Annotated in this window: 22 protein-coding genes; 13 read left to right on the top strand and 9 right to left on the bottom strand. The window is 67.2% G+C overall.

Annotated features, from left to right (window positions below; translation table 11 throughout):
- The first annotated feature begins 86 nt into the window (after positions 1 to 86).
- From mutL to ACZK3W_RS15280, 3 genes are read left to right on the top strand one after another with little or no spacing between them, the layout of a single operon-like run.
- A complete protein-coding gene (gene mutL / locus ACZK3W_RS15290) occupies positions 87 to 1,994 on the top strand; it encodes a DNA mismatch repair endonuclease MutL (protein WP_478450109.1) in 1,908 nt (635 codons plus the stop codon).
- Positions 1,995 to 2,005: 11 nt separating this feature from the next.
- Complete coding sequence (locus ACZK3W_RS15285; RefSeq protein WP_197616064.1) at positions 2,006 to 2,935, top strand: DUF1684 domain-containing protein; 930 nt, start codon at positions 2,006 to 2,008, stop codon at positions 2,933 to 2,935.
- A 1-nt stretch (position 2,936) separates the two neighbouring features.
- Positions 2,937 to 3,890, top strand: a complete 954-nt coding sequence (locus ACZK3W_RS15280) for a TraB/GumN family protein (protein ID WP_032130255.1) — start codon at positions 2,937 to 2,939, stop codon at positions 3,888 to 3,890.
- A 74-nt stretch (positions 3,891 to 3,964) separates the two neighbouring features.
- Here ACZK3W_RS15280 and phaR read toward each other — a convergent pair whose 3' ends face one another.
- From phaR to gluQRS, 3 genes are all read right to left on the bottom strand, one after another.
- On the bottom strand, positions 3,965 to 4,504 hold the full coding sequence (gene phaR, locus ACZK3W_RS15275) for a polyhydroxyalkanoate synthesis repressor PhaR (RefSeq protein ID WP_032130258.1): 540 nt from the start codon (positions 4,502 to 4,504) through the stop codon (positions 3,965 to 3,967).
- A gap of 183 nt (positions 4,505 to 4,687) precedes the next feature.
- Complete coding sequence (phbB, locus tag ACZK3W_RS15270; protein ID WP_049423910.1) at positions 4,688 to 5,428, bottom strand: acetoacetyl-CoA reductase; 741 nt, start codon at positions 5,426 to 5,428, stop codon at positions 4,688 to 4,690.
- Positions 5,429 to 5,445: 17 nt separating this feature from the next.
- Complete coding sequence (gluQRS, locus tag ACZK3W_RS15265) at positions 5,446 to 6,366, bottom strand: tRNA glutamyl-Q(34) synthetase GluQRS (RefSeq protein ID WP_125895513.1); 921 nt, start codon at positions 6,364 to 6,366, stop codon at positions 5,446 to 5,448.
- A 93-nt stretch (positions 6,367 to 6,459) separates the two neighbouring features.
- Between gluQRS and htpX the strand changes: the two genes are divergently transcribed.
- A complete protein-coding gene (htpX, locus tag ACZK3W_RS15260) occupies positions 6,460 to 7,326 on the top strand; it encodes a protease HtpX (protein WP_478450107.1) in 867 nt (288 codons plus the stop codon).
- A 631-nt stretch (positions 7,327 to 7,957) separates the two neighbouring features.
- Here htpX and ACZK3W_RS15255 read toward each other — a convergent pair.
- Complete coding sequence (locus ACZK3W_RS15255) at positions 7,958 to 8,785, bottom strand: inositol monophosphatase family protein (RefSeq protein WP_197616063.1); 828 nt, start codon at positions 8,783 to 8,785, stop codon at positions 7,958 to 7,960.
- A gap of 120 nt (positions 8,786 to 8,905) precedes the next feature.
- On the opposite strand from ACZK3W_RS15255, the gene ACZK3W_RS15250 reads away from it, so the two are divergent.
- From ACZK3W_RS15250 to ACZK3W_RS15240, 3 genes are all read left to right on the top strand, one after another.
- Positions 8,906 to 9,676 (top strand): RNA methyltransferase, encoded by a 771-nt coding sequence (locus ACZK3W_RS15250; RefSeq protein WP_049401245.1) that lies wholly within the window; start codon positions 8,906 to 8,908, stop codon positions 9,674 to 9,676.
- 104 nt (positions 9,677 to 9,780) lie between these two features.
- Positions 9,781 to 10,656 carry a phosphate/phosphite/phosphonate ABC transporter substrate-binding protein gene (locus ACZK3W_RS15245; protein ID WP_227200124.1) on the top strand — a complete coding sequence of 292 codons (876 nt, stop codon included), beginning with the start codon at positions 9,781 to 9,783 and terminating at the stop codon, positions 10,654 to 10,656.
- Positions 10,653 to 12,779: a putative bifunctional diguanylate cyclase/phosphodiesterase gene (locus tag ACZK3W_RS15240; protein WP_049460742.1), complete on the top strand. Its 2,127-nt coding sequence runs from the start codon at positions 10,653 to 10,655 to the stop codon at positions 12,777 to 12,779. Before ACZK3W_RS15245 ends, ACZK3W_RS15240 begins: the two co-directional genes overlap by 4 nt.
- A gap of 75 nt (positions 12,780 to 12,854) precedes the next feature.
- Here ACZK3W_RS15240 and epmB read toward each other — a convergent pair whose 3' ends face one another.
- Positions 12,855 to 13,895 (bottom strand): EF-P beta-lysylation protein EpmB, encoded by a 1,041-nt coding sequence (gene epmB / locus ACZK3W_RS15235; protein ID WP_197616062.1) that lies wholly within the window; start codon positions 13,893 to 13,895, stop codon positions 12,855 to 12,857.
- A gap of 96 nt (positions 13,896 to 13,991) precedes the next feature.
- Here epmB and efp point away from each other — a divergent pair, with 96 nt between their 5' ends.
- From efp to ACZK3W_RS15210, 5 genes are all read left to right on the top strand, one after another.
- Positions 13,992 to 14,558, top strand: coding sequence for an elongation factor P (gene efp, locus ACZK3W_RS15230; protein WP_014037874.1), 567 nt, complete (start codon positions 13,992 to 13,994; stop codon positions 14,556 to 14,558).
- 197 nt (positions 14,559 to 14,755) lie between these two features.
- Positions 14,756 to 16,099 carry a TRZ/ATZ family hydrolase gene (locus ACZK3W_RS15225; RefSeq protein WP_197616061.1) on the top strand — a complete coding sequence of 448 codons (1,344 nt, stop codon included), beginning with the start codon at positions 14,756 to 14,758 and terminating at the stop codon, positions 16,097 to 16,099.
- A 25-nt stretch (positions 16,100 to 16,124) separates the two neighbouring features.
- Positions 16,125 to 16,841, top strand: a complete 717-nt coding sequence (ubiG, locus tag ACZK3W_RS15220; RefSeq protein WP_197616060.1) for a bifunctional 2-polyprenyl-6-hydroxyphenol methylase/3-demethylubiquinol 3-O-methyltransferase UbiG — start codon at positions 16,125 to 16,127, stop codon at positions 16,839 to 16,841.
- Positions 16,838 to 17,533 carry a phosphoglycolate phosphatase gene (locus ACZK3W_RS15215; protein WP_110712927.1) on the top strand — a complete coding sequence of 232 codons (696 nt, stop codon included), beginning with the start codon at positions 16,838 to 16,840 and terminating at the stop codon, positions 17,531 to 17,533. Before ubiG ends, ACZK3W_RS15215 begins: the two co-directional genes overlap by 4 nt.
- A gap of 11 nt (positions 17,534 to 17,544) precedes the next feature.
- A complete protein-coding gene (locus ACZK3W_RS15210; RefSeq protein ID WP_049460737.1) occupies positions 17,545 to 18,249 on the top strand; it encodes a squalene/phytoene synthase family protein in 705 nt (234 codons plus the stop codon).
- A gap of 97 nt (positions 18,250 to 18,346) precedes the next feature.
- Here ACZK3W_RS15210 and ACZK3W_RS15205 read toward each other — a convergent pair whose 3' ends face one another.
- The 4 genes from ACZK3W_RS15205 to yidD all read right to left on the bottom strand — a co-directional run bounded on the left by ACZK3W_RS15205 (position 18,347) and on the right by yidD (position 22,430).
- On the bottom strand, positions 18,347 to 19,867 hold the full coding sequence (locus tag ACZK3W_RS15205) for a hypothetical protein (protein ID WP_197616058.1): 1,521 nt from the start codon (positions 19,865 to 19,867) through the stop codon (positions 18,347 to 18,349).
- A gap of 112 nt (positions 19,868 to 19,979) precedes the next feature.
- Positions 19,980 to 20,828, bottom strand: a complete 849-nt coding sequence (locus ACZK3W_RS15200) for a M23 family metallopeptidase (protein WP_049444813.1) — start codon at positions 20,826 to 20,828, stop codon at positions 19,980 to 19,982.
- Positions 20,828 to 22,174, bottom strand: a complete 1,347-nt coding sequence (locus ACZK3W_RS15195) for a dihydroorotase (protein WP_010486624.1) — start codon at positions 22,172 to 22,174, stop codon at positions 20,828 to 20,830. Before ACZK3W_RS15195 ends, ACZK3W_RS15200 begins: the two co-directional genes overlap by 1 nt.
- 1 nt (position 22,175) lies before the next feature.
- Positions 22,176 to 22,430, bottom strand: coding sequence for a membrane protein insertion efficiency factor YidD (yidD, locus tag ACZK3W_RS15190; RefSeq protein ID WP_014037867.1), 255 nt, complete (start codon positions 22,428 to 22,430; stop codon positions 22,176 to 22,178).
- A gap of 272 nt (positions 22,431 to 22,702) precedes the next feature.
- Here yidD and dksA point away from each other — a divergent pair, with 272 nt between their 5' ends.
- Positions 22,703 to 23,932, top strand: coding sequence for an RNA polymerase-binding protein DksA (gene dksA, locus ACZK3W_RS15185; protein ID WP_071229711.1), 1,230 nt, complete (start codon positions 22,703 to 22,705; stop codon positions 23,930 to 23,932).
- Positions 23,933 to 24,380 lie beyond the last annotated feature (448 nt).

Below are 24,380 nucleotides of genomic sequence, written 5' to 3'. Positions count from 1 at the left end.
GAGCCGCGCTCGACTGGGCCTTACCGGTAGCCCGTCAGTCGAGCATGGCTCGACTCTACCCTCGGCCGCTCCGTTATCATCCCCGCATGACGTCTGCTACCCATCCGCGCCCGATCCGGCCGTTGCCGGAGATCCTCATCAACCAGATCGCCGCTGGCGAAGTGGTCGAACGTCCCGCGTCGGTGGTCAAGGAGCTGGTCGAGAACGCGATCGATGCCGGCGCCAGCCGCGTTGATATCGATCTTGAGGAGGGCGGTGTCCGCCTGATCCGCATCCGCGACAACGGCAGTGGCATCGCGCCGGAACAGCTGCCGCTGGCGGTATCGCGCCACGCCACCAGCAAGATCGCCGATCTGGACGATCTTGAATCGGTGGCCACGCTCGGTTTCCGGGGTGAAGCGCTGCCATCGATCGCCTCGGTCAGCCGCTTCACCCTGTCCTCGCGCCGCGCGCACGACGAACACGGTTCGGCATTGCAGATCGAAGGCGGCAAGATCGGCGAAGTGACGCCGCGCGCGCATGCGCCGGGCACCACGGTGGAAGTACGCGAGCTGTTCTACAACGTACCGGCGCGGCGCAAATTCCTGCGCGCCGAGCGCACCGAGCTGGGCCATATCGAAGAATGGCTGCGTTCGCTGGCGCTGGCGCGGCCGGATGTCGAACTGCGCGTCTCGCACAACGGCAAGGCCTCGCGCCGCTACAAGCCGGGCGATCTGTATTCCGATGCGCGATTGGCCGAAACGCTGGGCGAGGATTTCGCCAACCAAGCCGTTCGCGTCGACCACAGCGGCGCCGGCCTGCGCCTGCACGGCTGGATCGCGCAGCCGCATTATTCGCGCGCCAGCGCCGACCAGCAGTACCTGTACGTCAACGGCCGCTCGGTGCGCGACCGCAGCGTCGCCCATGCGGTGAAGATGGCCTATGGCGACGTGCTGTATCACGGCCGCCAACCGGCCTACGTGCTGTTCCTGGAGCTTGACCCGACCCGCGTCGACGTCAACGTGCACCCGGCCAAGCACGAGGTGCGCTTCCGCGACTCGCGGCTGGTGCATGATTTTGTCTACCGCACGCTGAAGGATGCGCTGGCCGATACCCGCGCCGGCATGTCGGTGCAGGACATCGGCGCCGGCTCCGCGCATCCGGTGGATGCAGGCGCGGCACCGATGCTCTCCAGTGCGGGCGCCTCCGGTTTCGGTCTGGTACGCGGTGCCGCACCGGGGGCCGGTTCGAGTGGTGGCGGTGGTGGATTCTCGGGTTGGCGCCCGCAGCAACCGCTGGGATTGCAGGTGGCCGATGCACCGGCGGCTTATGCCGCGCTGTATGCCGCACCGGCCGGCGCCGAACGCGGTGCTGCGCTGCCGCCGATGCCGACCGAGAACGGGCTGCCGGTCACCAGTGCCGACGCTGGCGTGCCACCGCTGGGCTACGCGATCGCGCAGCTGCATGGCATCTACATCCTGGCCGAGAACGCCGAAGGCCTGATCGTGGTCGACATGCATGCGGCACACGAACGCATCGGTTACGAGCGGCTGAAGAACGCGCACGATGGCATCGGCCTGCAGTCGCAGCCGCTGCTGGTGCCGATCACGCTCGCAGTGGGCGAGCGCGAAGCCGACACCGCCGAGAATGAAAGTGAAACCCTGGCCGCACTCGGCTTCGAAGTGACCCGTGCCGGTCCCGGTGCGCTGCACGTGCGCAGCATTCCGGCGCTGCTGGCGCATGCCCAACCGGAAGGCCTGCTGCGCGATGTGCTGACCGACCTGCGCGAACACGGCCAGAGCCGGCGCGTGGCCAGTGCACGCGACGAACTGCTGTCGACCATGGCCTGCCATGGCGCGGTGCGCGCCAACCGGCGCCTGACCGTGCCGGAAATGAACGCGCTGCTGCGCGACATGGAAATCACCGAGCGGTCCGGCCAGTGCAACCACGGCCGGCCGACCTGGGCCCGTTTTTCGCTGGCGGAGATCGACCGCTGGTTCCTGCGCGGACGTTGAGGGGAGCATCGATGCGTTATCGGGGAATGGCGGGCCTGCTGGCCGCTTTGGTGTTGGCCGCCTGCAGCCCGGCAACGCCGCCGGCACCAGCCTCGGCCGCGGAGGATCCGTCCTATGCCGCCGAGCAGCAGTGGCGGGTGGCACGCTATCAGGACCTGACCCGGCCCGATGGCTGGACCGCGCTGGTCGGCCTGCACTGGCTGCAGAACAAATCCCACTTCGTCGGCAGCGGCGCGACCAATGGCATCCGCCTGGCGGTTGGGCCGGACAAGCTGGGCCTGCTGCGCCGTGAAGGCAGCCAATGGTGGTTCACGCCCGAAGCCGGTGTGGATGTCAGCCATGATGGCCAGCCGGTGCGCGGCCGCATCCGCATCGACACCGACAAGGATGCGCAGCCGACGCTGCTGGCGTTCGATGGCGGCAAAGGCCAGCTCAGCATCATCCGCCGCGGTCCGCGCGATGCGCTGCGGGTCAAGCACGCCGATGCGCCGGCACGTCGCGATTTCGGTGGGCTGGAGTACTGGCCGGGCGGCCCGGACTGGCAGGTGCAGGCGCGCTTCATCGCGCACCCGCCGGGCAAGACCCTGCCCATCGTCGACATCACCGGCCTGACCACCGAAATGCCCAATGCCGGCGCGGTCGAGTTCCAGCGCGATGGCCGCAGCTGGCGGTTGGAGGCGATCGGTGCGCCGGGGCAGCCGCTGTTCCTGATCTTTGCCGATCGCACCAGTGGCCGCGGCAGCTATCCGGCCGGTCGCTATCTGGATACCGATGCCCCCGCTGCCGATGGCACCGTGCGCATCGATTTCAACCATGCCTACAACCCACCGTGTGCGTTCACCGCCTACGCGACCTGCCCGTTGGCGCCGCCGGAAAACCGGTTGGACCTGCGCGTGGAAGCGGGCGAGAAGGCCTACCACCTGCCTGAAGGAGAAGGCTGATATGCCGATCAGATCCCTGTTGCGTGCCACCGTTCTGTTGGCGGCCTGTGCGCTGGCACCGCTGGTTGCGGCGCGTACCGTGCAAGCCGATACCGCTGGCGCAGCGGCGGCCAAGCCGCCGGTGCCGTTGCTGTGGAAAGTGACCGGCCCGGGTGACTCGCGCCTCTACCTGCTCGGTTCCTTCCACCTGCTGAAGCCGCAGGATTACCCGTTGTCGCCCGATGTTGAACAGGCGTTCGAGGCCTCGCAGCGGGTCGTGTTCGAACTGTCGCCGGAAGACATGCAGTCGCCACAGCTGGCCAGCCGCATGGTGCAGGCTGCGGTGCGCACCGATGGCAGCGAGCTCAAGCGCGATCTGGATGCTGCGACCTGGCAGAAGCTGCAGGTGTTCGCCACCGAAAACAAGCTGCCGCTGGCGCAGATGCAGGGGATGAAGCCGTGGTTTGTCGGCCTGAGCATTTCGGTCGGGCAGATGCAGAAGCTGGGCCTGGACCCGGCACTGGGCCTGGACCGTCACTTCATGGAGCGTGCGCAGAAGACCGGGCGCAAGACTGCGGGACTGGAAGACATCGACACCCAGATCGGCATGCTCGACGGAATGACGCTGCAGGAACAGCGGCAGATGCTGGCCGAAGCGCTGGACCAGGCCGGCAAGGCCGACGAGCAGGCACGCCAGCTGCACGACGCCTGGCGCCGCGGTGACGAGCGCGTGCTGTGGACCCGGATGGCGGCGGAAATGCGCCAGCAGTATCCGCAGCTGTATCAGCGCATCAATACCGGCCGCAATGACGCCTGGGTGCCGAAGCTGCTGCCGTACCTGCAGGCAGGGCAGGGCGGTACGCTGGTGGTGGTGGGCACGCTGCACCTGCTGGGCAACGACGGCGTGGTCGAGAAGCTGAAGGCGAAGGGTTACAAGGTCGAGCGCGTATGCACGGGGTGCAAGGCGAAACGCTGACGTATCGTTGGCGCGAGGCCAAACAAAACGGCGCGCCAGGGGCGCGCCGTTTTCGTATCAGCCGATGCTGCAGCTCAGCGGCGGGTCTTGCCGCCGGTGCCGGTGCCCGGTTCGTTCGGCTTGTTGCCGGTACCTGCGCCGGTTCCGGTTCCGGTGCCGCCCGGACGCGGGCCACCGAAGCCGGTGCCCATGTTGCGCTGGAATTCCTGCCACAACTCCAGGTTGCGCTCGGTCAGCTGGTTCATCATCGCCCACGGGGTCTGCCCCAGCAGGTTGCCCATCTGCTGGCGGAACTGCTGCTGCTGGTCGAGGAAGACCTGCATGCTGCGCTCCAGGTAGTTGCCCATGAAGCCCTGCAGGGAATCGCCGTAGAAGCGGATCAGCTGGCTCAGCAGCTGGGTGGACAGCATCGGTTCGCCGTCCTGTTCCTGGTCGGCGATGATCTGCAGCAGGACCGATCGCGTGAGGTCGTCGCCGCTCTTGGCGTCGCGGACTTCGAAGTCTTCACCGTCGAGGATCAGCTGGCGCACGTCCTCGATGGTGATGTAGCTGGAGATCTCGGTGTCGTAGAGACGGCGGTTCGGATACTTCTTGATGATGCGGGTCGCAGCCATGAAGCGGTACTCGTCACAGTAGACGCGCAGCATGGCGCAGTGCAGCAGCCGTTGCAACCGCCTCAGCCCCCGCCAGGCTTGGCTTTCGGCGGCGATCATGTTGCGCAACAAGGGTTTGCGTGCTGCGCAGCATGACCATCGGCAGGGGCCGGCGGCGTTCGCCGCGATGGCCCGCTGCGCGGCTTACCAACCCATATGGTGGCCGCCGTTGATGTCCAGGTTGCTACCGGTGATCCACGAGGCTTCATCGGCGACCAGGAACGAGACGCCGTAGGCGATTTCCTCCGGCTTGCCCAGGCGTCCGGTGGGGATGTCGGCGATGATCTTGGCACGCACCTCCTCCGGCACCGCCATCACCATGTCGGTAGCGACGTAGCCGGGCGAAATGGTGTTGACGGTGATGCCAAAACCGGCGTTCTCGCGGGCCAGCGAGATGGTGAAGCCGTGCATGCCGGCCTTGGCCGCCGCGTAGTTGGCCTGACCGTACTGGCCCTTCAGGCCGTTGATCGAGCTGATCTGGATGACCCGGCCCCAGCCGCGGCGGCGCATGCCCTCGATGACCGGCCGGGTGACGTTGAACACCGAATTGAGATTGGTGTTGATCACATCGTGCCACTGGTCCGCGCGCATACGGTGGAAGGTGGTGTCGCGGGTGATGCCGGCGTTGTTGACCAGGATCTCGACCGGACCCAGTTCGGCCTCGACGGCGCGCACCAGCGCTTCGGCGCTGTCCGGATCGGAGACATCGCCCGGGAAGATCGACACGCTGTAGCCGCGTTCGGTCATCGCCTGCTGCCAGGCGCGGGCCTTGGCCTCGTCGCGGTAGTTGGTGGCGACCCGGTGGCCCTGGTCGGCCAGGCGTTGGCAGATGGCGGTACCGATGCCGCCGGTTCCGCCGGTGACCAGTGCGACGCGAGATGTCATGGAGTGCTGTCCGGGTATCAGGTGGGGGAAGGGTGATTCTGCAACATCGGCGCGGAAAGTGCGCCGGCCGGCAACAGGATGTCGCTACGCGGCAACCGCGCCGGGTCGAAGGCCTGTCGAGCGGTGGCCAGCAGCGCGTCCAGATCGTGTGCCTGCGCCAGCGCCTCAGGGGCTTGGCCGAGCAGCTGCCAGAGCTGGCGCAGCACCGGCAGCGGACGTGCGCTGTCCACCGGCAGCGCCGCCAGTGACTTGGACAGCTTGTGGCCCGGTGTATCCAGCAGCAGCGGCAAGTGCCAGTAGCGCGGCACCGCCAGGCCCAACGCCTGCTGCAGCAGGATCTGCCGTGCGGTGGAGTCGAGCAGGTCGGCCCCGCGCACCACTTCGGTCACCCCCTGCGCGGCGTCATCGACCACCACCGCCAGCTGGTAGGCCCAGCAGCCATCGGCGCGGCGCAGCACGAAGTCGCCGACCTCGGCATGCACGTCCTGCTGCTGCGGGCCGCGCAGGCCATCGTCGAAGTGCACAAGGCTGCCGGGCGGCACGCGGAAGCGGACGGCCGGGTCCGGTCGTGGTTGCCGGGCGACGCAGCGATGATGGATGCCGCCGCCGGCGGCAAGGTCGCTGCGGCTGCAGTGGCAGACAAAGGCCTGGTCGCTGGCGAGCAGTTCATCCAACGCGGCCTGGTAGGCCTCGCCGCGCGTGCTCTGCCAGAGTACCGGGCCATCGTGGACCAGGCCGAACGCGGCCAGCGCCTGCAGCTGTGATTCCGCTGCACCGGGCACGGTGCGCGGCGGGTCGACGTCTTCGACGCGCAGCCGCCACAGGCCGCCGTGATGGCGGGCGAGCAGCCAGCTGCCGAAGGCGGCGAGCAGGGATCCGGGGTGGAGCAGGCCGGTCGGCGAAGGGGCGAAACGGCCGCAGGGAATGGGGGAGGTCATGCTGGCTGAATCGTCGGTCAGGTTGGCGCTTGAATTCAAGCTGACCGCACCGCAAATTGATCGATATCGACCCCTTCCGAGCCGGAATTTCCCATGTTCACCCGTATTGCCCTCTTCCTGGCCACGAACTTTGCCGTGCTGATCCTGGCCAGCATCGTGATGTCGCTGTTGGGAACCGACCCCAGCAAGATGAGCGGCCTGCTGATCATGGCCGGCATCTTCGGTTTCGGTGGCTCCTTCATCTCGCTGCTGCTGTCCAAGTGGATGGCCAAGCGCTCCACCGGCGCGGTGGTGATCACCGAGCCGCGCAACCAGACCGAGCGCTGGCTGCTGGCCACCGTCGAGCGCCAGGCCAAGGCGGCCGGCATCGGCATGCCCGAAGTGGCCGTGTATGAAGGTCCGGAGATCAATGCCTTCGCCACGGGTGCCAACCGCAACAATGCGCTGGTCGCGGTGTCCACCGGCCTGCTGCACAATATGAGCGAAGACGAGGCCGAAGCGGTGCTGGGCCACGAGATCGCCCACGTCGCCAACGGTGACATGATCACCATGGCCCTGCTGCAGGGTGTGCTGAACACGTTCGTCATCGTGCTGGCGCGCGCTGTCGGCGGCATCATCGACAGCGCACTGTCGGGCAACCGCGAAGGCGGCGGCCGCGGCTTCGCCTACTACATCATCGTGTTCGTGCTGGAGATGGTGTTCGGCCTGTTCGCCACCATGATCTCGATGTGGTTCTCGCGCCATCGCGAGTTCCGCGCCGACGCAGGCGGTGCCTCGCTGGCCGGCCGCCAGAAGATGATCGCCGCGCTGGAACGCCTGCAGCTCAACCACGGCCAGAGCACGCTGCCGACGCAGATCGCGGCGTTCGGTATTGCCGGTTCGACGGCGAAGAAGCTGTTCATGAGCCACCCGCCGCTGGAAGAGCGCATCGCCGCGCTGCGGGCGTCGACGGTGGCGTAAGCGTCCGCTTCCAAGGCAGTGCAGGAACGCCTGGCCTCGCGCCGGGCGTTTTTGTTTGCGCGCGCACGCATGGGTGGTGCCGGATCGTTTCCTCGCCTGCGGGGAGGTGTCACTTTCTTTGCGCGCAAAGAAAGTAACCAAAGAAACGCTCCGCCAGCCGCGAGCCGTCGCTACGCGCCGGTCCCCTGCGCTTCTCGGTGAATCAAGGGGCGGTGCCGAACTCGCTGCGCTCAGACATCGGCACCTCTTCGCCCCTGATTCCCCTGCGATGCTCGGCTCGCTCAAGGCGGACTGGAAAGTCAAGATCAACGGCAACAGCATCCACGCATGGCGTGGATCTACTGGGTGCAGCTGTGGCATTTGACCTTGGGTCCGCCTTGAGCGAGCCGAGCACCGCAGGTCCGGCGAGGGCGAAGAGGTGCGGGTGTCTGAGCGCAGCGAGTTCCCGCACCGTCCCTCGACGGACCGAGGAGCGCAGGGTACCGATGCACAGCATCGGCTCGCGCCCTGGCGGCGTGTTTCTTTGGTTACTTTCTTTGCACGAGCAAAGAAAGTGACAAGCACGATCACCGCGCAAACGAAAACGGCACCTTCGCAGGTGCCGTCTCCATGAACCGCGTCTACGCGCAGATCAGAACTTCGCGTCGAACTCCGCCGCGTAGCCAGTGTTCACCAGCACCTTCTGCAGCGACTCGGCCACCTTCAGGTTGCCGGCCACGATCTGGTGGGTCTCCGGACCGCGGTTGTCCATGCGGCCCAGGGTCGCGCCCTTGAAGTCGCAGACCTTGCCGCCCGCTTCGCGGACCAGCAGCAGGCCGGCAGCGATGTCCCACCCCTTCACGCCGGCTTCGAAGTAGGCATCAGCGCGGCCACAGGCCACGTAGGCCAGGTCCAGTGCAGCCGAGCCGGTGCGGCGGATGTCTTCGCCGTGCACCAGCAGGGCGTCGACCGCCTTCAGCTGGGCGCTGGCGCGGTTGCGCTCACGCGGCGCGAAGCCGGTGTGGATCATCGTGCCTTCCAGATCCTTGCGCTCGGCCACGCGGATGCGGCGGTCGTTCAGTACGGCGCCGGCGCCACGGCTGGCGGTGAACAGTTCATTGCGCAGCGGGTCGAAGATGACCGCATCGGTCGGCTCGCCGTTCTCGACCAGGGCGATCGACACGCAGTAGTGCGGCACGCCGCGCAGGTAGTTGCTGGTGCCGTCCAGCGGGTCGATGACCCACATGTGCCGACGCTCGCCCTGCACGCCGCCTTCCTCGCCGAATACACCGTATTCGGGGTAGGCGCGCTTGAGTTCCTTGACGATGACCTTTTCCGCGTCCGCATCCACTTCGCTGGCGTAGTCCATCCGGCCCTTCTGCACCACGTTCAGTGCCTCGAGCTTGTTGATGTTGCGCAACAGGACGTTGCCGGCGAGGCGGGCGGCCTTGACCATGACGGTTACGGCGGGTTTCTGCATGGCGTGGGCTCCCGGAAAGGCAGAAGAGATGGACTGGCGGGGGAAAAGAGCGGGTCCGGCGCAGTGGCCGGTCGCACAGTTTACCATTGGTCATCGTCCAGCTCGACCTTTTCCCTGTTCATGTCCCAGTTTCCTGCCGCCACCCGCCTCCGATTCGTCCTGGTCGGTACCCAGCACCCCGGCAACATGGGCGCCGCCGCCCGCGCCCTGAAGACCATGGGCCTGGCCCGCCTGGTGCTGGTTGCCCCCGAAAAGCCACTGGACGAGGAGGCCTTCCGCCGCTCGGCCGGTGCCGAAGACGTGCTGGGGGATGCCCCGGTGGTGGCCACCCTGGCCGAGGCGGTGGCCGATTGCCGCCTGGTACTGGGCTGCACCGCCCGTGCACGCCGCGTCCAGCTGGAGGAGTACCTGCCCGCCGATGCCGCTGCCCGCGCGGTGGCCAAGGCTGGCGAGGGTGCCGAGGTGGCGCTGGTGTTCGGCCGTGAGCGCACCGGCCTGACCAACGAGGAACTGCAGCTTTGCCATGCAGCGGTGCACATCCCGTCCGACCCGGAGTTCAGCTCGCTCAACCTGGCTGCCGCCGTGCAGGTGCTGGCCTATGAAACGCGCATGCAGCTGCTGGGCGCGCAACCGGCCACCGATGCCGAGCCCGGCTTCCGCGAACAGGCGGCCAGCCACGAGCAGATGGAGAGCTTCTTCGCCCAGCTGGCTGACACACTGGACGAGATCGATTTCCACAAGGGCCGCGCCCCGGAATCGGCGATGCGCAAGCTGCGCCGCCTGTTCCTGCGCAGTGAGCCGAGCGAGCAGGAAGTGCGCCTGCTGCGCGGCATCCTCGCCGACACCCAGCGCATGGCGCGACTGGCCCAGGCAGGCGGCAAGGACAGCTGACGACGTTCTCATTTTTTCGGTTAGTCTGTCCGGATACCCAGGGGGGATGAAGCCTGTGTCGGGTCTGCGAAAGGCAATGCAGGGGGGGACTGCTGAGCCTGGCCATGGTCCTGCTGGCCGGGACGGTGCGTGCAGCACCGGACCCGGTGCTGGTGCTGGGCCGGATCAGCGATGATCCGAAGGCCCATTACGAGCAGCTGCAACCATTGCTGGACTACGTGGTGGCGCGCATGCATGACGTTGGCATCAAGGAGGGGAGGATCCTGATGGCACGCGACCCGCAGCAGATGGCCAGCTATCTGCGGCGGGGCAGGGTCGACTGGGTCACGGAAACCTCCGGTACGGCGGTGGCGCTGGGCCAGCGCAGTGGCGCCCGTCCACTGCTGCTGACCGAGCGCAACGGCGTGCGGGATTACCAGACGGTGTTCTTCGTGCGCCGCGACAGCCCAATCCAGCGCGTGCAGGATCTGCGGGGCCATCGCCTGGCCCTGCAGAACACGGCGTCCACCAGTGCCTATCTGGTGCCGGTGATGACGTTGCTGCAGGAGGGCCTGTCGCCCCAGATCCTGGCCGGTGCATGGGACATGCCGGGCCGGGACAGTGTGGGTTACGTATTTGCACGCAGCGAGCTGAACATCGCGACGTTCGTGCACAAGGGGGTGGTTGACGTGGGGGCGGTGAGCAGCGTGGACTGGAACGACGAGCGGCGGATGCCGGCAGCGTTCCGGCGCGACTTCCGCGAGCTGCTGCGCACCGAGCCCTACCCGCGTGCGGTGGAGATGGTCCGCGCCGACCTTGATCCACGCGTGCGCGATCGCCTGCAGGAAGTGCTGCTGCAGGCAGCCAGCGACCCGCAGGCACAGGGGGCGCTGCATCGGTTTTTTGGCACTTCCGGGTTCCACCGCGTCGATGCGCATGCGCAGCAGCGGTTGGATGAATTGAAACAAGGATTGACGCGCGTGCGGATGGAAGTGGAATGAAGTGGCTTGGCTCGGGGATGCAGGCCCGGTTCCTGCTCGCGATGGGCGGGGCGATGGTCGTGGTGATCGCGATCCTTGCGGTGTTGTTGGGTCGGCAGGCCGCGATGCAGGGCGAGGTGCGCAACCTCAGCGGCGGCGTCATCCATGAATTGTTCGACCGCAGCGTGCGCAGCCGCGGCGAGGCGATGGCGCGTGAGCTGTCCGACGCGCTGGCCAACCCGTTGTACTACCGTGACCTGGACCAGGTGGGCGTACTGGTGCGCAGTACCGCGCGCCAGCCCGTGGTGCGCTATGTACTGGTGTTCGATGAACGCGGCCGGCTGGTACACGATGGCTCGGTCGAGGTGTCTGGATTCGGTCAGCCGATGGCCGATCCACTGGCACCCAAGGCCGCGGCCGCGCAGATGCTGGTCGTGCAGGAATCGCCGAAGGTGCTCGACAACGCCATGCCGATCATGATCGGCAACCAGCGCATTGGCGGCGTCCGGGTCGGCATGGCGCTGGATGAGGTGCAGCAGCGCGAGCAGGCGGCCAACGCCACCCTGGGCGAGCGCCTGCAGCAGGTTGGCAGCCGTCACCTGGGCTGGCTGCTGCTGATGCTGGGCCTGCTGGTGGTGATCGGCGTGGTGGTGATCCTGTACGTGCAGCGCACCCTGGTCGCGCCGATCCGTGATCTTGCCGTCGCCGCCCGCCGCATCGAGGCCGGTGACTACCAGACACCCCTGGCCGAGAACACCCGCGACGACGAGGTCGGCGAACTGGTCCGCGGTTTCGCCCGGATGCGCGATGCGATCGCACGCCATGACCGCGAAGTGCGGCGTATGGCCTATACCGACGCGCTGACCGGGCTGACCAACCGGCTGGCATTCCGCGAGGCGCTTGATCATCGGTTGATGGCGGCCCGTGCCGCCAATCACCGGCTGGGCCTTCTGTTCGCCGATATCGACGATTTCAAGCGGGTCAATGACACCCTTGGCCACGAGGCCGGCGATGAGGCATTGCTGCAGTTCGCCCAGCGTATCGGCCGCGCGGTCACCGAGGCCGGGGGCGATGAAGCCCTGCTGGCCCGCTTCGGCGGCGACGAGTTCGTGATCCTGGTCGGAGATGGCGACGTGGCGGCCAATGCGCGGCTGCTGGCCGAAGTGCTGGTGCGCGAGCTGGGCAAGCCGCTGGTGGTGCAGGGCAGGGAACTGTTCCTGGGCACCTCGATCGGCGTGACCCTGTTCCCCGACGATGCTGCCGATGCGACCACGCTGCTGAAGAACGGCGACATCGCCATGTACCAGGCGAAGATGGCCGGCAAGAACTGCTATCGCTATTACAGCCGGGCGATGGACCATGCGGTCGAGCGTCGCGTGCATATGGAACAGGAGCTGCGCGGCGCCTGGGAGCGCGGTGAGCTGCGCCTGGCCTACCAGCCGATCTTCCGCATGCGCGACCGCCGCATGGTCGGCGTCGAAGTACTGCTGCGCTGGCAGCATCCGACCCTGGGCACGATCCCGCCCTCGGTGTTCATCGAGGTGGCCGAGCAGAGTGGCCTGATCGAGATCATCGGCCCGAAGGTGCTGCGTGCGGCCTGCATGGAGGCCTCGCAGTGGCCGCGCGGGGCAGCGGGCGATGATCTGTTCGTGTCGGTCAACGTGTCACCGCGGCAGCTGCGTGGCGGCGAACTGCCGGCACTGGTCGCGCAGTGCCTGCATGAGTCCGGGCTGCCGGCGTCGCGCCTGCACCTGGAGCTGACCGAAACCGCCGTGATCGGCGACGAGATGGTTGCCGCGCAGCTGCTGGACAAGCTGCACCGCACTGGCGTGAAGGTGTGGCTGGACGATTTCGGTACGGGCTTCTCCGGGCTCAGTCATCTGCGCCAGGTGCCCGTGGACGGCGTGAAGATCGACAAGAGCTTCGTTGCCGACATGCAGCGCGATCCCGACGACCTTGCGCTGACCACGGCGATCATCGCGATGGCCCACGCGCTGGGCATCACCGTGGTGGCCGAGGGCATCGAGCAGCAGGCACAGTTCGAGCTGCTGGCGCAGCGCGGCTGCGATCTTGGCCAGGGCTACTGGTTGAGCCACCCGGTGACCGCCACCGAAGTGGTGCGGATGATCGAATCGGGCGTCTGACCCCAAAAAAGGGGGACGGAGGGAATTAAGTCGCAAATGCATAAGCGACTTAATTCCCTCCGTCCCCTTTTTTTGTTACAGCGGGCGCTTGCTCGGGTCGCCGGGCAGTTCGCGCACCAGCTTGGGGATCAGGTAGCCGGACAGGCGTGCGGTCAGGCCGGCAATCAGCGCCTTGGCCTGGGTGTCGTCCACTTCGAAGTGGGCCACGCCCTCGACCCGGTCCAGCTGGTGCAGGTAATAGGGCAGCACGCCAGCAGCAAAGCTGCGCTCGCTCAGGTCCTGCAGGGCCTGCACGCTGTCGTTGACCCCGCGCAGCAACACCGCCTGGTTCAGCAGCTGGGCGCCGGTACCGCGCAGGCGGGCCATCGCTGCGTCCACGCTGGCGTCGAATTCATTGGCGTGATTGGCGTGGACCACGATCGCCGGCGGCCAAGGCAGGCTGCCCAGCCAGGAGACCAGTTCATCGTCCACGCGCTCCGGCAGCACGATCGGCAGTCGGGTATGGATGCGCAGGCGGCGGATGTGCGGTATCTGGCGCAGGGCGTCGGTCAGTTCCACCAGCTTGTGCGTGGCCAGCGACAGCGGGTCACCGCCGGACAGGATCACCTCGTCGATGTCCGGGTCGGCGGCGATGGCGGCTACGGCCTCCTGCCAGCCGCCCTTGGCGGCGTTCTCCGCGCCATAGTCGAAGTGGCGGCGGAAACAGTAGCGGCAGTTGATCGCGCAGCTGCCGGTGGCGACCAGCAGGGCGCGGCCGCGGTACTTCTGGATGACGCCGGTGGCCTTCTTGGCGGCGCCATCGCCCACCGCATCGAAGCTGAACCCGGGCGCCGGGTGCATTTCCTCGTCGATCGGCAGCACCTGGCGCAGCAGCGGGTCGGCCGCATCGCCGGGGCGCATGCGGGCCACGAAGCCCTCCGGCACGCGCAGCGCGAACTGGGCCATGGCCGCCTCCGAGACACCCAGCGCGGCCGGGTCCAGCTGCAGCCGGGCCAGCAGGGCGTGCGGGTCGCGCAGCGCCTGGCGCCAGAGCTGCTGCCAGCGCGCGGGCGCACCTGGCGACTGGGGCCGTGGGAAGGCGGAAAGCTGCATGGAGAGGGGGCCTGCGGTTATCATGGGGGCAGAAAAACAGTCGCCCACCGGCATCCGGTGGGCTTTCCATTCTAACGGCTCGCCGCACCCGCGGCGTTTTTGCCACTCAGGAGTTTACGCATGGCCAGCTACGGCATGAACGACGTCAAGAACGGGATGAAGATCCTGGTCAACAACCAACCGGCCGTCATCATCGACACCGAATACGTCAAGCCGGGCAAGGGCCAGGCCTTCACCCGCGTGAAGTACCGCCTGATCAAGGACGGCCGTACCCAGGAAGTCACCATGAAGTCGACCGACTCGCTGGATGCAGCCGACGTCGTCGATACCGACATGAACTTCATGTACAGCGACGGCGAGTACTGGCACTTCATGGACCCGGAATCCTTCGAGCAGGTCCAGGCCACCAAGGCCGGCATGGGCGGCGCCGAGAAGTGGCTGAAGGGCGAAGAGTCCTGCGTGGTCACCCTGTGGAACGGTGAGCCGATCTTCGTGCAGCCGCCGAACTTCGTTGAACTGAAGATCACCGAAACCGATCCGGGCGTCCGTGGCGACACCTCGGGCGGCGGCGGCAAGCCGGCCACCCTGGAAACCGGCGCCGTGGTCCGCGTGCCGCTGTTCGTGAACCAGGAAGAAGTGATCCGCGTCGACACCCGTTCGGGCGAATACTCCGCACGCGTCAAGTAATCCGGCGCAGCCGGATTACGGTAGTGCCGGCCGGTGGCCGGGTACGCGCCATCGCATTCGCGCTGGCGCTCCCATGATCTGCTTCGGCAGATCATGGGCCCCGCTTCACGAGTCTCCAGACCCCGCCGCTTCGCGGCAGCCCCTGACTCAGGGGCGTGTCCCCCAGAAGTATCTCGCCCCACAGCCAGTGAGCCCGCATGAGCGATAGCCCGCACCTCCCCGAAGCCTGCGACCTGCTCATCGAAGCCGGTTACGTCGTTCCGATCGAGCCGCACGCGGTGGTGCTGGAAGACCATGCCGTTGCCGTGCGTGGCAGTGAAATCGTGGCCATCCTGCCGCGTGCCGAGGCGCGCGCGCGGTTCCGCGCCACCCAGGTGGTGAGCCGCCCCGAGGCTGCCCTGATGCCGGGCCTGGTCAATGCGCACACGCACAACCCGATGACGCTGCTGCGCGGCGTCGCCGACGACCTGCCGCTGATGACCTGGCTGCAGCAGCACATCTGGCCGGTGGAAGCGGCGGTGATCGGCCCCGAATTCGTTGCCGACGGCACCACTCTGGCCATCGCCGAGATGCTGCGCGGCGGTACCACCTGTGCCAACGAGAACTACTTCTTCGGCGACGTGCAGGCCGCGGTCTACAAGAAGCACGGTTTCCGCGCGCTGGTGGGCGCGGTCATCATCGATTTCCCCACCGCCTGGGCCAAGACCGATGACGAATACTTCGCCAAGGCCGGTGAACTGCACGACCAGTGGCGCACCGATCCGCTGATCGGCACCGCGTTCGCGCCGCATGCGCCGTACACGGTCAACGATGCCAACTTCGAGCGGGTGCGGATGCTGTCCGACCAGCTCGACATGCAGGTGCACCTGCACACCCACGAGACCGCGCAGGAGATCAACGATTCGATCAAGCTGCACGGCCAGCGCCCGCTGGCGCGGCTGGATCGGCTCGGCCTGGTCAACGACCGCCTGATCGCGGTGCACATGACCCAGCTGACCGATGCGGAAATCCACCTGTGCGCCGAACGTGGCGTCAGCGTGGTGCACTGCCCGGAATCGAACCTGAAGCTGGCCTCCGGTTTCTGCCCGGCCTGCGCCCTGCAGCGCGCCGGCGTGAACCTGGCGATCGGCACCGATGGCTGCGCCAGCAACAACGACCTGGACATGTTCAGCGAGAACCGCACCGCGGCGATCCTGGCCAAGGCCGTGGCCGACGATGCGACCGCGCTCGATGCGGCGACCACGCTGCGCGCCTCCACCCTGGGTGGCGCCCGCGCACTGGGCTTCGGCGACCGCATCGGTTCCATCGAAGTCGGCAAGCAGGCCGATCTGGTCTGCGTCGACCTGTCCGTGCTGGAAACCCAGCCGCTGCACAACGTCCTGTCGCAGCTGGTGTACGCCACCGGCCGCCAGCAGGTCAGCGACGTCTGGATTGCCGGCAAGCCGAAGCTGGTGCAGCGCGAGCTGGTCGGCATGGACCTGCCGGGCATCATCGCCAACGCGCGCCAGTGGCGCGAGCGCATCCGTCATATCCGCGCCTGAACCCCGGCGCCGCAAGGACTCCCTCATGACTGCCCCCCACGCTTCCTCCAATTTCGATCAGGCCGAGCTGGACAAGTTCGCCGCGCTGGCCAACCGCTGGTGGGACGCTGACGGCCCGCAGAAGCCGCTGCATGCGCTGAACCCGGTACGCCTGCAGTACGTGGCCGACCGCGTGCCGCTGCGCGGCGCACACGTGCTCGACATCGGTTGTGGTGGCGGCCTGTTGAGTGAAGCGCTGGCCCAGGCCGGTGCTGACGTCACCGCCATCGACCTGGCCCCGGAACTGGTCAAGGTCGCGCGCCTGCATGCGCTGGAAAGCGGCGCCAAGGTCGATTACCGGGTGCAGGCTGCCGAAGATCTGGCCGCCGAGCAGCCGGGCAGCTTCGATGTGGTCACCTGCATGGAAATGCTCGAGCACGTGCCCGACCCGGGCGCGATCATCGAGGCCTGCAAGCGCCTGCTGAAGCCGGGCGGCCACCTGTTCCTGTCGACCATCAACCGCACCGCCGCCGCCTTCGCGGTGGCGATCGTCGGCGCCGAGTACGTGGCGCGGCTGCTGCCCAAGGGCACGCACCACTACCAGGAATTCATCAAGCCTGCCGAGCTGGCGCGCTGGCTGCGCGAGGCCGACATGCAGCTGGTGGATGTCAGCGGCATGGCCTACGAGCCATGGCGCAACCAGGCCCGCCTGAGCAGCCGTACCGACATCAACTACCTGGCCTACGCGGTCAAGCCGGCATGACCGCGGCCCGCTTCCCGCGCGCGGTGCTGTTCGATCTGGACGGCACCCTGCTGGACAGCGCGCCGGACTTCGTCGCCACCTGCGACGCGATGCTGGCCGAGCGTGGACGCGCACCCATCGATCCGGCCGCGCTGCGCCCGGTGGTGTCGAAGGGCTCGCGGGCGATGGTCTCGGCTGCGTTCCCGGAACTGGACGTTGCCGCACGTGACGCGCTGATCCCGGAATTCCTGCAGCGCTACGAAGCATTGATCGGCCAGCACGCAGTGCTGTTTGATGGCGTGGCCGGCATGCTCGCCGCGTTGGACGATGCCGGTACGGTGTGGGGCATTGTCACCAACAAGCCTGAATACCTGGCGCGCTTGATCCTGCCGCAGCACGGCTGGCAGCAGCGCTGTGCGGTACTGGTGGGTGGTGACAGCCTGGCCGAACGCAAGCCGCATCCGCTGCCGTTGCTGCACGCCGCGCAGGCCATCGGCATTGCCGCCGAAGACTGCGTGTACGTGGGTGACGACGAGCGCGACATCATCGCCGCGCGTGCCGCGGCCATGCCGTCGGTGGCGGCGTTGTGGGGCTATCGCCTGCACAGCGACGATCCGCTGGCCTGGCAGGCCGACGTGCTGGTCGAGAACGCCGAACTTCTGCAACTGGCCAGCCTCTGGCCGACCCGGCCGGCAGCCCCGGCCCAGCCGTAAGGAATCACGTAGTGAGCAGTACCGCGCTGGACAGTTTCCTCGACAAGTGGCGCAGCCGTTGGCCGGAATGGTCGGTGGCCGCCCCGTTCGTGGCCGAATCGCAACGCGAGCTTGCGGTGGCGTGGTTCGCGCTGCTGCAGGAATTCGACGACATGCTCAACACCAGCGGCGACCCGTTGCCGGCCGACGCCAAGCTGGCGTGGTGGGGCGAGGAGCTGCGCAGCTGGGCCGCGCATCGTTCGCGCCATCCGCTGGGCCGCCTGCTGGAGCCGGTGCGTGCGCCGTGGGCGCAGCTGGCCGAAGCACTTCCGGATCTGGTTGAAGCGCGCACGGTCGCGCTGGATGCGGCCGGCGCCGAGCGCGCGCTGGCGAACTACGCAGAGGCCGTGGCCGCGGTGGAGGCAGCCCTGTTCGCGGACAAGCCGCGCACTGGCGCCGGTCGTGCGGTGCAGCTGCAGACCCTGGCCCAGCGCCTGCAGGATGCCGGCGTAGCCGGTGTGCCGCGCAGCCTGCTGGACGGTGATGCCAGCACGGCCGCACAGCGCTGGGCGCAGCATCTGTTGAAGGGCTGGGGCAGCCGCGTGCCCGGCCCGCGCCCGCGCCGCGTGTGGTCCAGCCTGGCGCGTGCACGCGTTGCCGCGCAGGCGGCAGGCAAGCCGATCGAAGCCACGCCGGTACGCACCCTGCTGCGTGTGTGGTGGGCTGCGCGCGGCTGATCGATTGCCCTGGCTGCCGGCTGCTGGCCGACAGCCAGGGCGATGCAGGATTCATGGGGTTGCCGGCCGGCGGCCGGCGCTACCCTTCCAGGGCGCCTCAGAACGTCCTGACCTCGTTCATTGCTTCGCGCAGTACGTCGCGCTGCAGCGGCGTAGTGCCCGGTGCGCGCGCCGCTTCCACGGCATCGACGATGCCCATCCACGCCATGTAGATCTGCTCGCGCTCTTCGGTTTCGATGAAGCCGCTGCGGCGGTCCAGTGCGTTGAAGCCTTCGGTGTAGTTGCGGCCGATCTGCGCCAGCGCTGCGGTCAGTTCTGCAGCAGCGCGGTCATCGGTGGCCAGCTTCAATGCATCCGTACAGGCTTTGCGATACAGCGTGGTTGCCTTCTTCGCCTGCGCAGTGCTGATGTGCGTGCTTCCCTCCCAGTCGCGGAAGGGGTTGTCGAGATTTGCGGCCAGCCATTCGGGCTTGCGCAGCTGGCCCACATCCAGATCCAGGCCTTTTGCCACCTCGCCCTTGTAGGCCTTCCTGATGGCGGTGCCAAGATCGGCCGGTAAGCTGTGCAGCCATAGCCGGCACAAGCGCGGCCAGCATTCCGGTGCCGGAAACACCGAACCAGCAGGCGGAAAGAGATCGCTGCCGCTGAGGGTGTGCAGCTGCTGCAGATCGCCGAGGCACTGCAGCTGATGCAGCAGGCAGGGGGCGCCGTTGATCGCGAGTGATTGCAGTTGCGGGAACTGCTGGGCGATGCGTGCGGCGTCGAGTTCGCGTACCTCCCGCAGCTGCAGCTCACCGAGCTGCGCCAGGCCCAGGCCTGGCAGCAGCGGATCGGTACTGATGAGGGTCAGCCAGCGGCCTTCGTCCTCGGCGTGGATGATCAGCGCGGGATCGATGCTGCCGATCAGCGTCAGGCGATCCAGCTGCGGGTTGAGGTGGAGCGAGCGCAGGCCGGTGACATCGATCGTCATCTGCAGGAGCCGGGTTCCTCGCACATCGACGTCGGTCTGCTGCAGGCCACTGATCTGCAAGGTATGGATCAACGGCCGTGTACGCAGCCACGGCAGCAGGCCCGGCACCGGTGTGCTGATCTCCAGCTGCGTGAGCAGCGGCAGGGCATCGAATACAGCCAGTGACGGCGCACGGTTCAGGGTCGCGCTGTCCAGTTGGCGGGTACAGCGACGCACCGGAAAGGCATCGCTTTCCAGTACCACGCTCTGGTCTTGCGGCGCGGACATCGCGGCGTGGAAGGCGCGCACGGCATCGGTATCCAGCGCATCCCACTTGCGTTGCCCGACCCATTCGGCGCCATCCGGCCAGCTGCCGTAAGCCCTCGGATGATCGGCGATCAGCGGCTCGCGCCAGCCCACCTGCCGGAAATCGCGCGGGACGCGCTTGCCTACCCAGCGGTGCAGGATCGCGGGCGCCGCACGGAACGGGCTGAAGCGGGCAGGTTGCATGGCTGCAACGGCGGCGGCATCCGGCAGGGCACTGCCCACCCAGTCCAGTGCAAGGACGGCGAAGCTACCGTCCTCCGTATTCTGGTGGGTGAGCTGGTAGGCCACGTAGGCGCCCAGGCGTGCGTTGTGGACGACGTGGATATCACCCGTAGCGGGCATGCAACGTTCCTTGTTTCCATGCGTCGAAACATCACGGTAGCGCCGGCCGCCGGCCGGCATCCAGATTCGCCGCGAAGATCATGGGGTTGCCGGCCAGCGCCCGGCACGACCGTTATTTGCGTTCCAGCACCAGCAGCGGATCGATACGGGTATCGAACCAGTTCATGCCCCAGTGCAGGTGCGGGCCGGTGGCACGACCGGTGGCGCCGACCGCAGCGATCACCTGGCCCTGTTCCACACGGTCGCCAACTTTTACGTCGATGCGCGACAGGTGCAGGAAGTTGGAGCTGACACCGAAACCGTGGTCGAGCAGCAGCGTGCCGCCGGTCAGGTAGAGGTCGGGGCCGGCGAAGGTGACGATGCCGGCCGCCGGCGCCTTCACCGGCGTGCCGGTCGGTACCGCGATGTCCATGCCGGAATGACCTGCGCCGGGCTGTCCGTTGTACACGCGTGCGTTGCCGAAGCGGCCGCTGATGCGGCCCTGCACCGGCCAGATGAAGGTCTGGGTGAAGTCGGTACGGTCGTCATCACGGGCACGCGCGGCGGTCACCTGTGCTTGTTCGCGCTTGATCCGCTCGGCAATCGCCGGCGGCGGGTTGACCGTCTTCGGCGGCACGCCGTTGACCCGCTCGGTGGGCCAGTCGCGCGGGGTCACCGCAATGGTCGCGGTCTCGCTGCCACCATCAGGGCGCTGCACCTGCACGCGCAGCGGGCCCTTCTCGTCGCGGCCAATGCCGAACACCACGCTGCCATAGCCGCTCACCCGCAGCTGGCGGCCGGCGTACTGCACGCGGCTGCCGGCGGGAACCTTGCCGATCACCAGCGCGCCCTGCGACGCGCTGGCCGGGAACACTACGCGGCTGTCGATCAGGCTGCCGATGCCATCCTGCGCCTGGGCTGCCGGTGCGGTGAGCAGGGGCGCGGCCAGCAGCAGCGCCCCGATCATCAGTGCCGAACGCATCAGCGGTCGTAGGTCATGCGCTGACCGGCCGGTTCGCCGACCAGTTTGCTGCCGTCCCACACCAGCTGGCCGTTCACCCAGGTGGAGGCCACGCGCGAACGGAAGGTGGTGCCTTCAAACGGCGACCAACCGCACTTGGACAGCACGTCCTCGCGCTTGACCGTGAACGGCACGTCTTCGACCAGCACAAGATCGGCGAAGTAGCCCTCGCGCAGGAAGCCGCGCTCCTCGACGTCGAACAGCTGCGCCGGGGCATGCGCGAACTTCTGCACCACCTGTTCGCGGGTCAGCTTGCCTTCGTGCACGCGCTCCAGCGCGGCCACCAGCGCGTACTGCACCAGCGGCAGGCCCGACGGCGCCTGCGCGTAGGGCTTCTGCTTCTCTTCCCAGGTGTGCGGCGCATGGTCGGTGGCCAGCACGTCCAGCACGTCATCGGCCAGCGCGGCGGTGATCGCCTCGCGGTCGGACACTTCCTTGATCGCCGGGTTGCACTTGATCAGGTTGCCCTTGGTCGCATAGTCCGGGCGCGCGAAGTGCAGGAAGTGCACGCAGGTTTCGGCGGTGATCTGCTTGCGGCTGCCGTCGGCGCGGATCAGCGGACCCTTCTCGAACAGCGCCAGCTCATCGGCGGTGGAGATGTGCAGCACATGCAGGCGGGTGCCGTGCTTACGCGCCAGCGACATCGCCAGGCGGGTCGACTTGATGCAGGCCTCGCGCGAGCGGATGTCCGGATGCATGTCCGGGGTCAGCGCATCGCCGTACTTCTCCTGGAAGGCCTTCAGGTTGGCATCGATCATCGGCGTGTCTTCGCAGTGCGTGATGATCGGGGTCGGGCATTCGCGGAAGATCGCGTCCAGCGTTTCCGGATTGTCCACCAGCATGTTGCCGGTGGAGGCGCCCATGAACACCTTCACGCCCGGGGCCTTCTTCGGGTCCAGCGCACGGATGGCGTCCAGGTTGTCATTGCTGGCGCCGTGGTAGAAGCCGTAGTTGGCCCAGGCGCGGCCGCGCGCGAGCTCGTATTTGGCTTCCAGGATGGTCGAATCCAGTGTCGGCGGATTGGTGTTGGGCATGTCCATGAAGCTGGTCAGGCCACCGGCCACCGCAGCTGCCGATTCGCTGGCGATGTCGCCCTTGTGGGTCAGGCCCGGTTCGCGGAAGTGCACCTGGTCGTCGATCATGCCCGGAAGCAACCAGCGTCCGGCTGCGTCCACCACCTGCTCGCCGTCGCGCGGCGCCAGCCCGTTGCCGATCTGCGCGATGCGGCCGTTCTCGATGCGCAGGTCGCCGTCGAAGGTGCGGCCTTCGTTGACCATGCGGGCGTTGGTGATGAGGGTGGAGGACATGTCAGTGTTTTCCTGTGCAACGGCAAGAGGGGGCGTTGGGGGACTCGGGCACGGGGTCGAAGCCGCCGGGATGGAACGGGTGGCAGCGGCCCAGCCGGCGCGCAGCCAGCCAGCTTCCGCGCAGCGGGCCGTGCCGCGAGATGGCGTCCATCGCGTATTCAGAACAGCTCGGCACGAAACGGCAGCGTGGCCCCAGCAGGGGGCTGATGAAGCGCTTGTAGAAGCGCAGCAGGGCAATGAGCAGGCGCGAGATCACCCAGTCATCTTATGCCAGTTGGCATGAAGGCCGCATTTGTGCAGGATGGGCCGTTGGTCGCATGTCGCCGATGGCCTGCGACCGGTACCAGCGCCTTCGGGTGCTGGCCAGGTTCCGTACCGCGCAAGGCGGTCCGTGTTCGTCGGACTGCCTCCAAGGGCGCCTTGACTCCAGGACTGAATGGAGCAGGGGGTCGAGGTTGCTGCTGCGGGTCGGGTAGGCTATAAAGGCCCGCTTTCCCGGGCCCCGGGGAATCCAAGGAAGAGCGTTTCGTGGCTGCTAAAAAAACTGCAAAGAAGGCCGCAACGGCCGCCAAGAAAACCGCCAAGCCTGTTGTGAAGAAGTTGGCGGCAAAGCCCGTTGCCAGGAAACCGGCCAGCAAGCCGGCGACCAAGGCAGCGTCCTCGCAACCGGCGGCCAGGAAGGCCACCGCAAAGAAAACGCCGGTCAAGGCAACCAAGCCGGTGGCGAAGAAGGCTGCTGCGCCCGCCAAGGCCAAGCCTGCCGCTGCCAGCAAGAAGGCGCCGGTGGTGAAGAAAGCCGCCAGCAAGGCCGCGCCGGTGAAGAAGGCCGCCGCCAAGCCGGTGGCGAAGAAGGCAGCAGCCAAGCCGGCGCCGAAGGCGGTGGTGAAGAAGGCTGCGGCCAAGCCGGTCGCCAAACCTGCAGCGAAGAAGGTTGCTGCGGCTAAACCGGTGGCCACGCCTGCCGCTGTAAAGAAAGTCACCAAGAATGTTGCCGCGCCGGCCGCAAAGCCGACCCCGGCCCCCGTAGTGAAGTCCGCACCGAAGCCTGCCCCCAAGCCGGCTCCGGCCAAGCCTGTCCCGGCCAAGACCGTGGCAGTGGCAGCAGCCCAACCGGCCCCCAAGCCGGCCCCGGCCGCCGCTCCTGCTGCTTCGAAGGCCCCGCAATCCAAGAATCCCGTGCCCGTTTCGAAATCGCCTGCCAAAACCGCCGTGAAATCCGATTCCGCCCCGAAGACCGTGTCGCGCCCTGTCGGCAAGGTTGCCGTGGCCGTCGCCGCCCGCTCGGCGGCACCGGCCCCGCGCAGCAAGTACAAGGTGGTCGAGTACAAGACCGACGAGGCCACCGGCCGCCCGATCCTGCCGGCTGGCTACAAGCCGTCCTCGGAAGAGGAATACATGAGCCCGCTGCAGCAGGAGTATTTCCGTCAGCGCCTGCAGAACTGGCGCGCGGACCTGGTGGAAGAGTCCAAGCAGACCATCGAGAACCTGCGCGAGGAAGTGCGTGACATCGGCGACGAAGCCGAGCGCGCGACCCGCGAGACCGAGAACTCGCTGGAACTGCGTACCCGTGACCGCTACCGCAAGCTGATCGGCAAGATCGACAGCACCCTGAAGCGCCTGGAAGCCGGCGACTACGGTTACTGCGTCGACACCGGCGAAGAAATCGGCCTGGAGCGCCTGGAAGCGCGCCTCACCGCCGAACGCACCATCGACGCCCAGGAGCGCTGGGAGCACCTGCAGAAGCAGCAGGGCGACTGATTCCTGATCGTTGTATGGTCATGCGAAAAACCCGGCCTCGGCCGGGTTTTTTTGTTGGGTGTGGTTGGCTGTGTAGAACGGCGCCTTCCGGGTATAGGAGGGAGCCTGTGTGCGCGGTTGCTGTAAAGCCTAGCCCATGCCCGGCTCGGGTCGAAGGCGGAGGGCAAGGAAGAGCAAAAGCAAAAGCAAAAGCAAAAGCAAAAGCAGCCAAGCATGGCTTGGCTCTACCAAGGGCGGTCATGCGTGCGCTCGCGGCTGTTGGGTCCGCCTTGTAGCGAGCCGAGCACCGCAGGGGAATCAGGGGCGAAGAGGCGCCGCTGTTTGAGCGCAGCGAGTTCGGCGCCGTCCCCTGATTCACCGAGGAGCACAGGGCACCGGCGCGCAGCGCCGGCTCGCGGATGGCGGCGCGTTTCTTTTGGTTACTTTTCTTTTCGCGCGAAAAGAAAAG

The sequence above is a fragment of the Stenotrophomonas sp. 80084_Sma genome (assembly GCF_056481995.1).
This window is presented reverse-complemented; position numbering and strand designations above follow the sequence as displayed.

Bases quoted from the DNA above. Each gene is read 5' to 3' on its own strand.
- ACZK3W_RS15255 (WP_197616063.1), bottom strand. From the start codon at position 8,785: ATGCAGAAACCCGCCGTAACCGTCATGGTCAAGGCCGCCCGCCTCGCC.
- phbB (WP_049423910.1), bottom strand. From the start codon at position 5,428: ATGACATCTCGCGTCGCACTGGTCACCGGCGGAACCGGCGGCATCGGT.
- ACZK3W_RS15200 (WP_049444813.1), bottom strand. From the start codon at position 20,828: ATGCGTTCGGCACTGATGATCGGGGCGCTGCTGCTGGCCGCGCCCCTG.
- efp (WP_014037874.1), top strand. From the start codon at position 13,992: ATGGCCAGCTACGGCATGAACGACGTCAAGAACGGGATGAAGATCCTG.
- ACZK3W_RS15285 (WP_197616064.1), top strand. From the start codon at position 2,006: ATGCGTTATCGGGGAATGGCGGGCCTGCTGGCCGCTTTGGTGTTGGCC.
- ACZK3W_RS15215 (WP_110712927.1), top strand. From the start codon at position 16,838: ATGACCGCGGCCCGCTTCCCGCGCGCGGTGCTGTTCGATCTGGACGGC.
- ACZK3W_RS15205 (WP_197616058.1), bottom strand. From the start codon at position 19,867: ATGCCCGCTACGGGTGATATCCACGTCGTCCACAACGCACGCCTGGGC.
- gluQRS (WP_125895513.1), bottom strand. From the start codon at position 6,366: ATGACCTCCCCCATTCCCTGCGGCCGTTTCGCCCCTTCGCCGACCGGC.
- ACZK3W_RS15225 (WP_197616061.1), top strand. From the start codon at position 14,756: ATGAGCGATAGCCCGCACCTCCCCGAAGCCTGCGACCTGCTCATCGAA.
- ACZK3W_RS15240 (WP_049460742.1), top strand. From the start codon at position 10,653: ATGAAGTGGCTTGGCTCGGGGATGCAGGCCCGGTTCCTGCTCGCGATG.
- epmB (WP_197616062.1), bottom strand. From the start codon at position 13,895: ATGATAACCGCAGGCCCCCTCTCCATGCAGCTTTCCGCCTTCCCACGG.
- mutL (WP_478450109.1), top strand. From the start codon at position 87: ATGACGTCTGCTACCCATCCGCGCCCGATCCGGCCGTTGCCGGAGATC.
- ubiG (WP_197616060.1), top strand. From the start codon at position 16,125: ATGACTGCCCCCCACGCTTCCTCCAATTTCGATCAGGCCGAGCTGGAC.
- phaR (WP_032130258.1), bottom strand. From the start codon at position 4,504: ATGGCTGCGACCCGCATCATCAAGAAGTATCCGAACCGCCGTCTCTAC.
- htpX (WP_478450107.1), top strand. From the start codon at position 6,460: ATGTTCACCCGTATTGCCCTCTTCCTGGCCACGAACTTTGCCGTGCTG.
- ACZK3W_RS15280 (WP_032130255.1), top strand. From the start codon at position 2,937: ATGCCGATCAGATCCCTGTTGCGTGCCACCGTTCTGTTGGCGGCCTGT.
- ACZK3W_RS15250 (WP_049401245.1), top strand. From the start codon at position 8,906: ATGTCCCAGTTTCCTGCCGCCACCCGCCTCCGATTCGTCCTGGTCGGT.
- ACZK3W_RS15195 (WP_010486624.1), bottom strand. From the start codon at position 22,174: ATGTCCTCCACCCTCATCACCAACGCCCGCATGGTCAACGAAGGCCGC.
- ACZK3W_RS15245 (WP_227200124.1), top strand. From the start codon at position 9,781: ATGGTCCTGCTGGCCGGGACGGTGCGTGCAGCACCGGACCCGGTGCTG.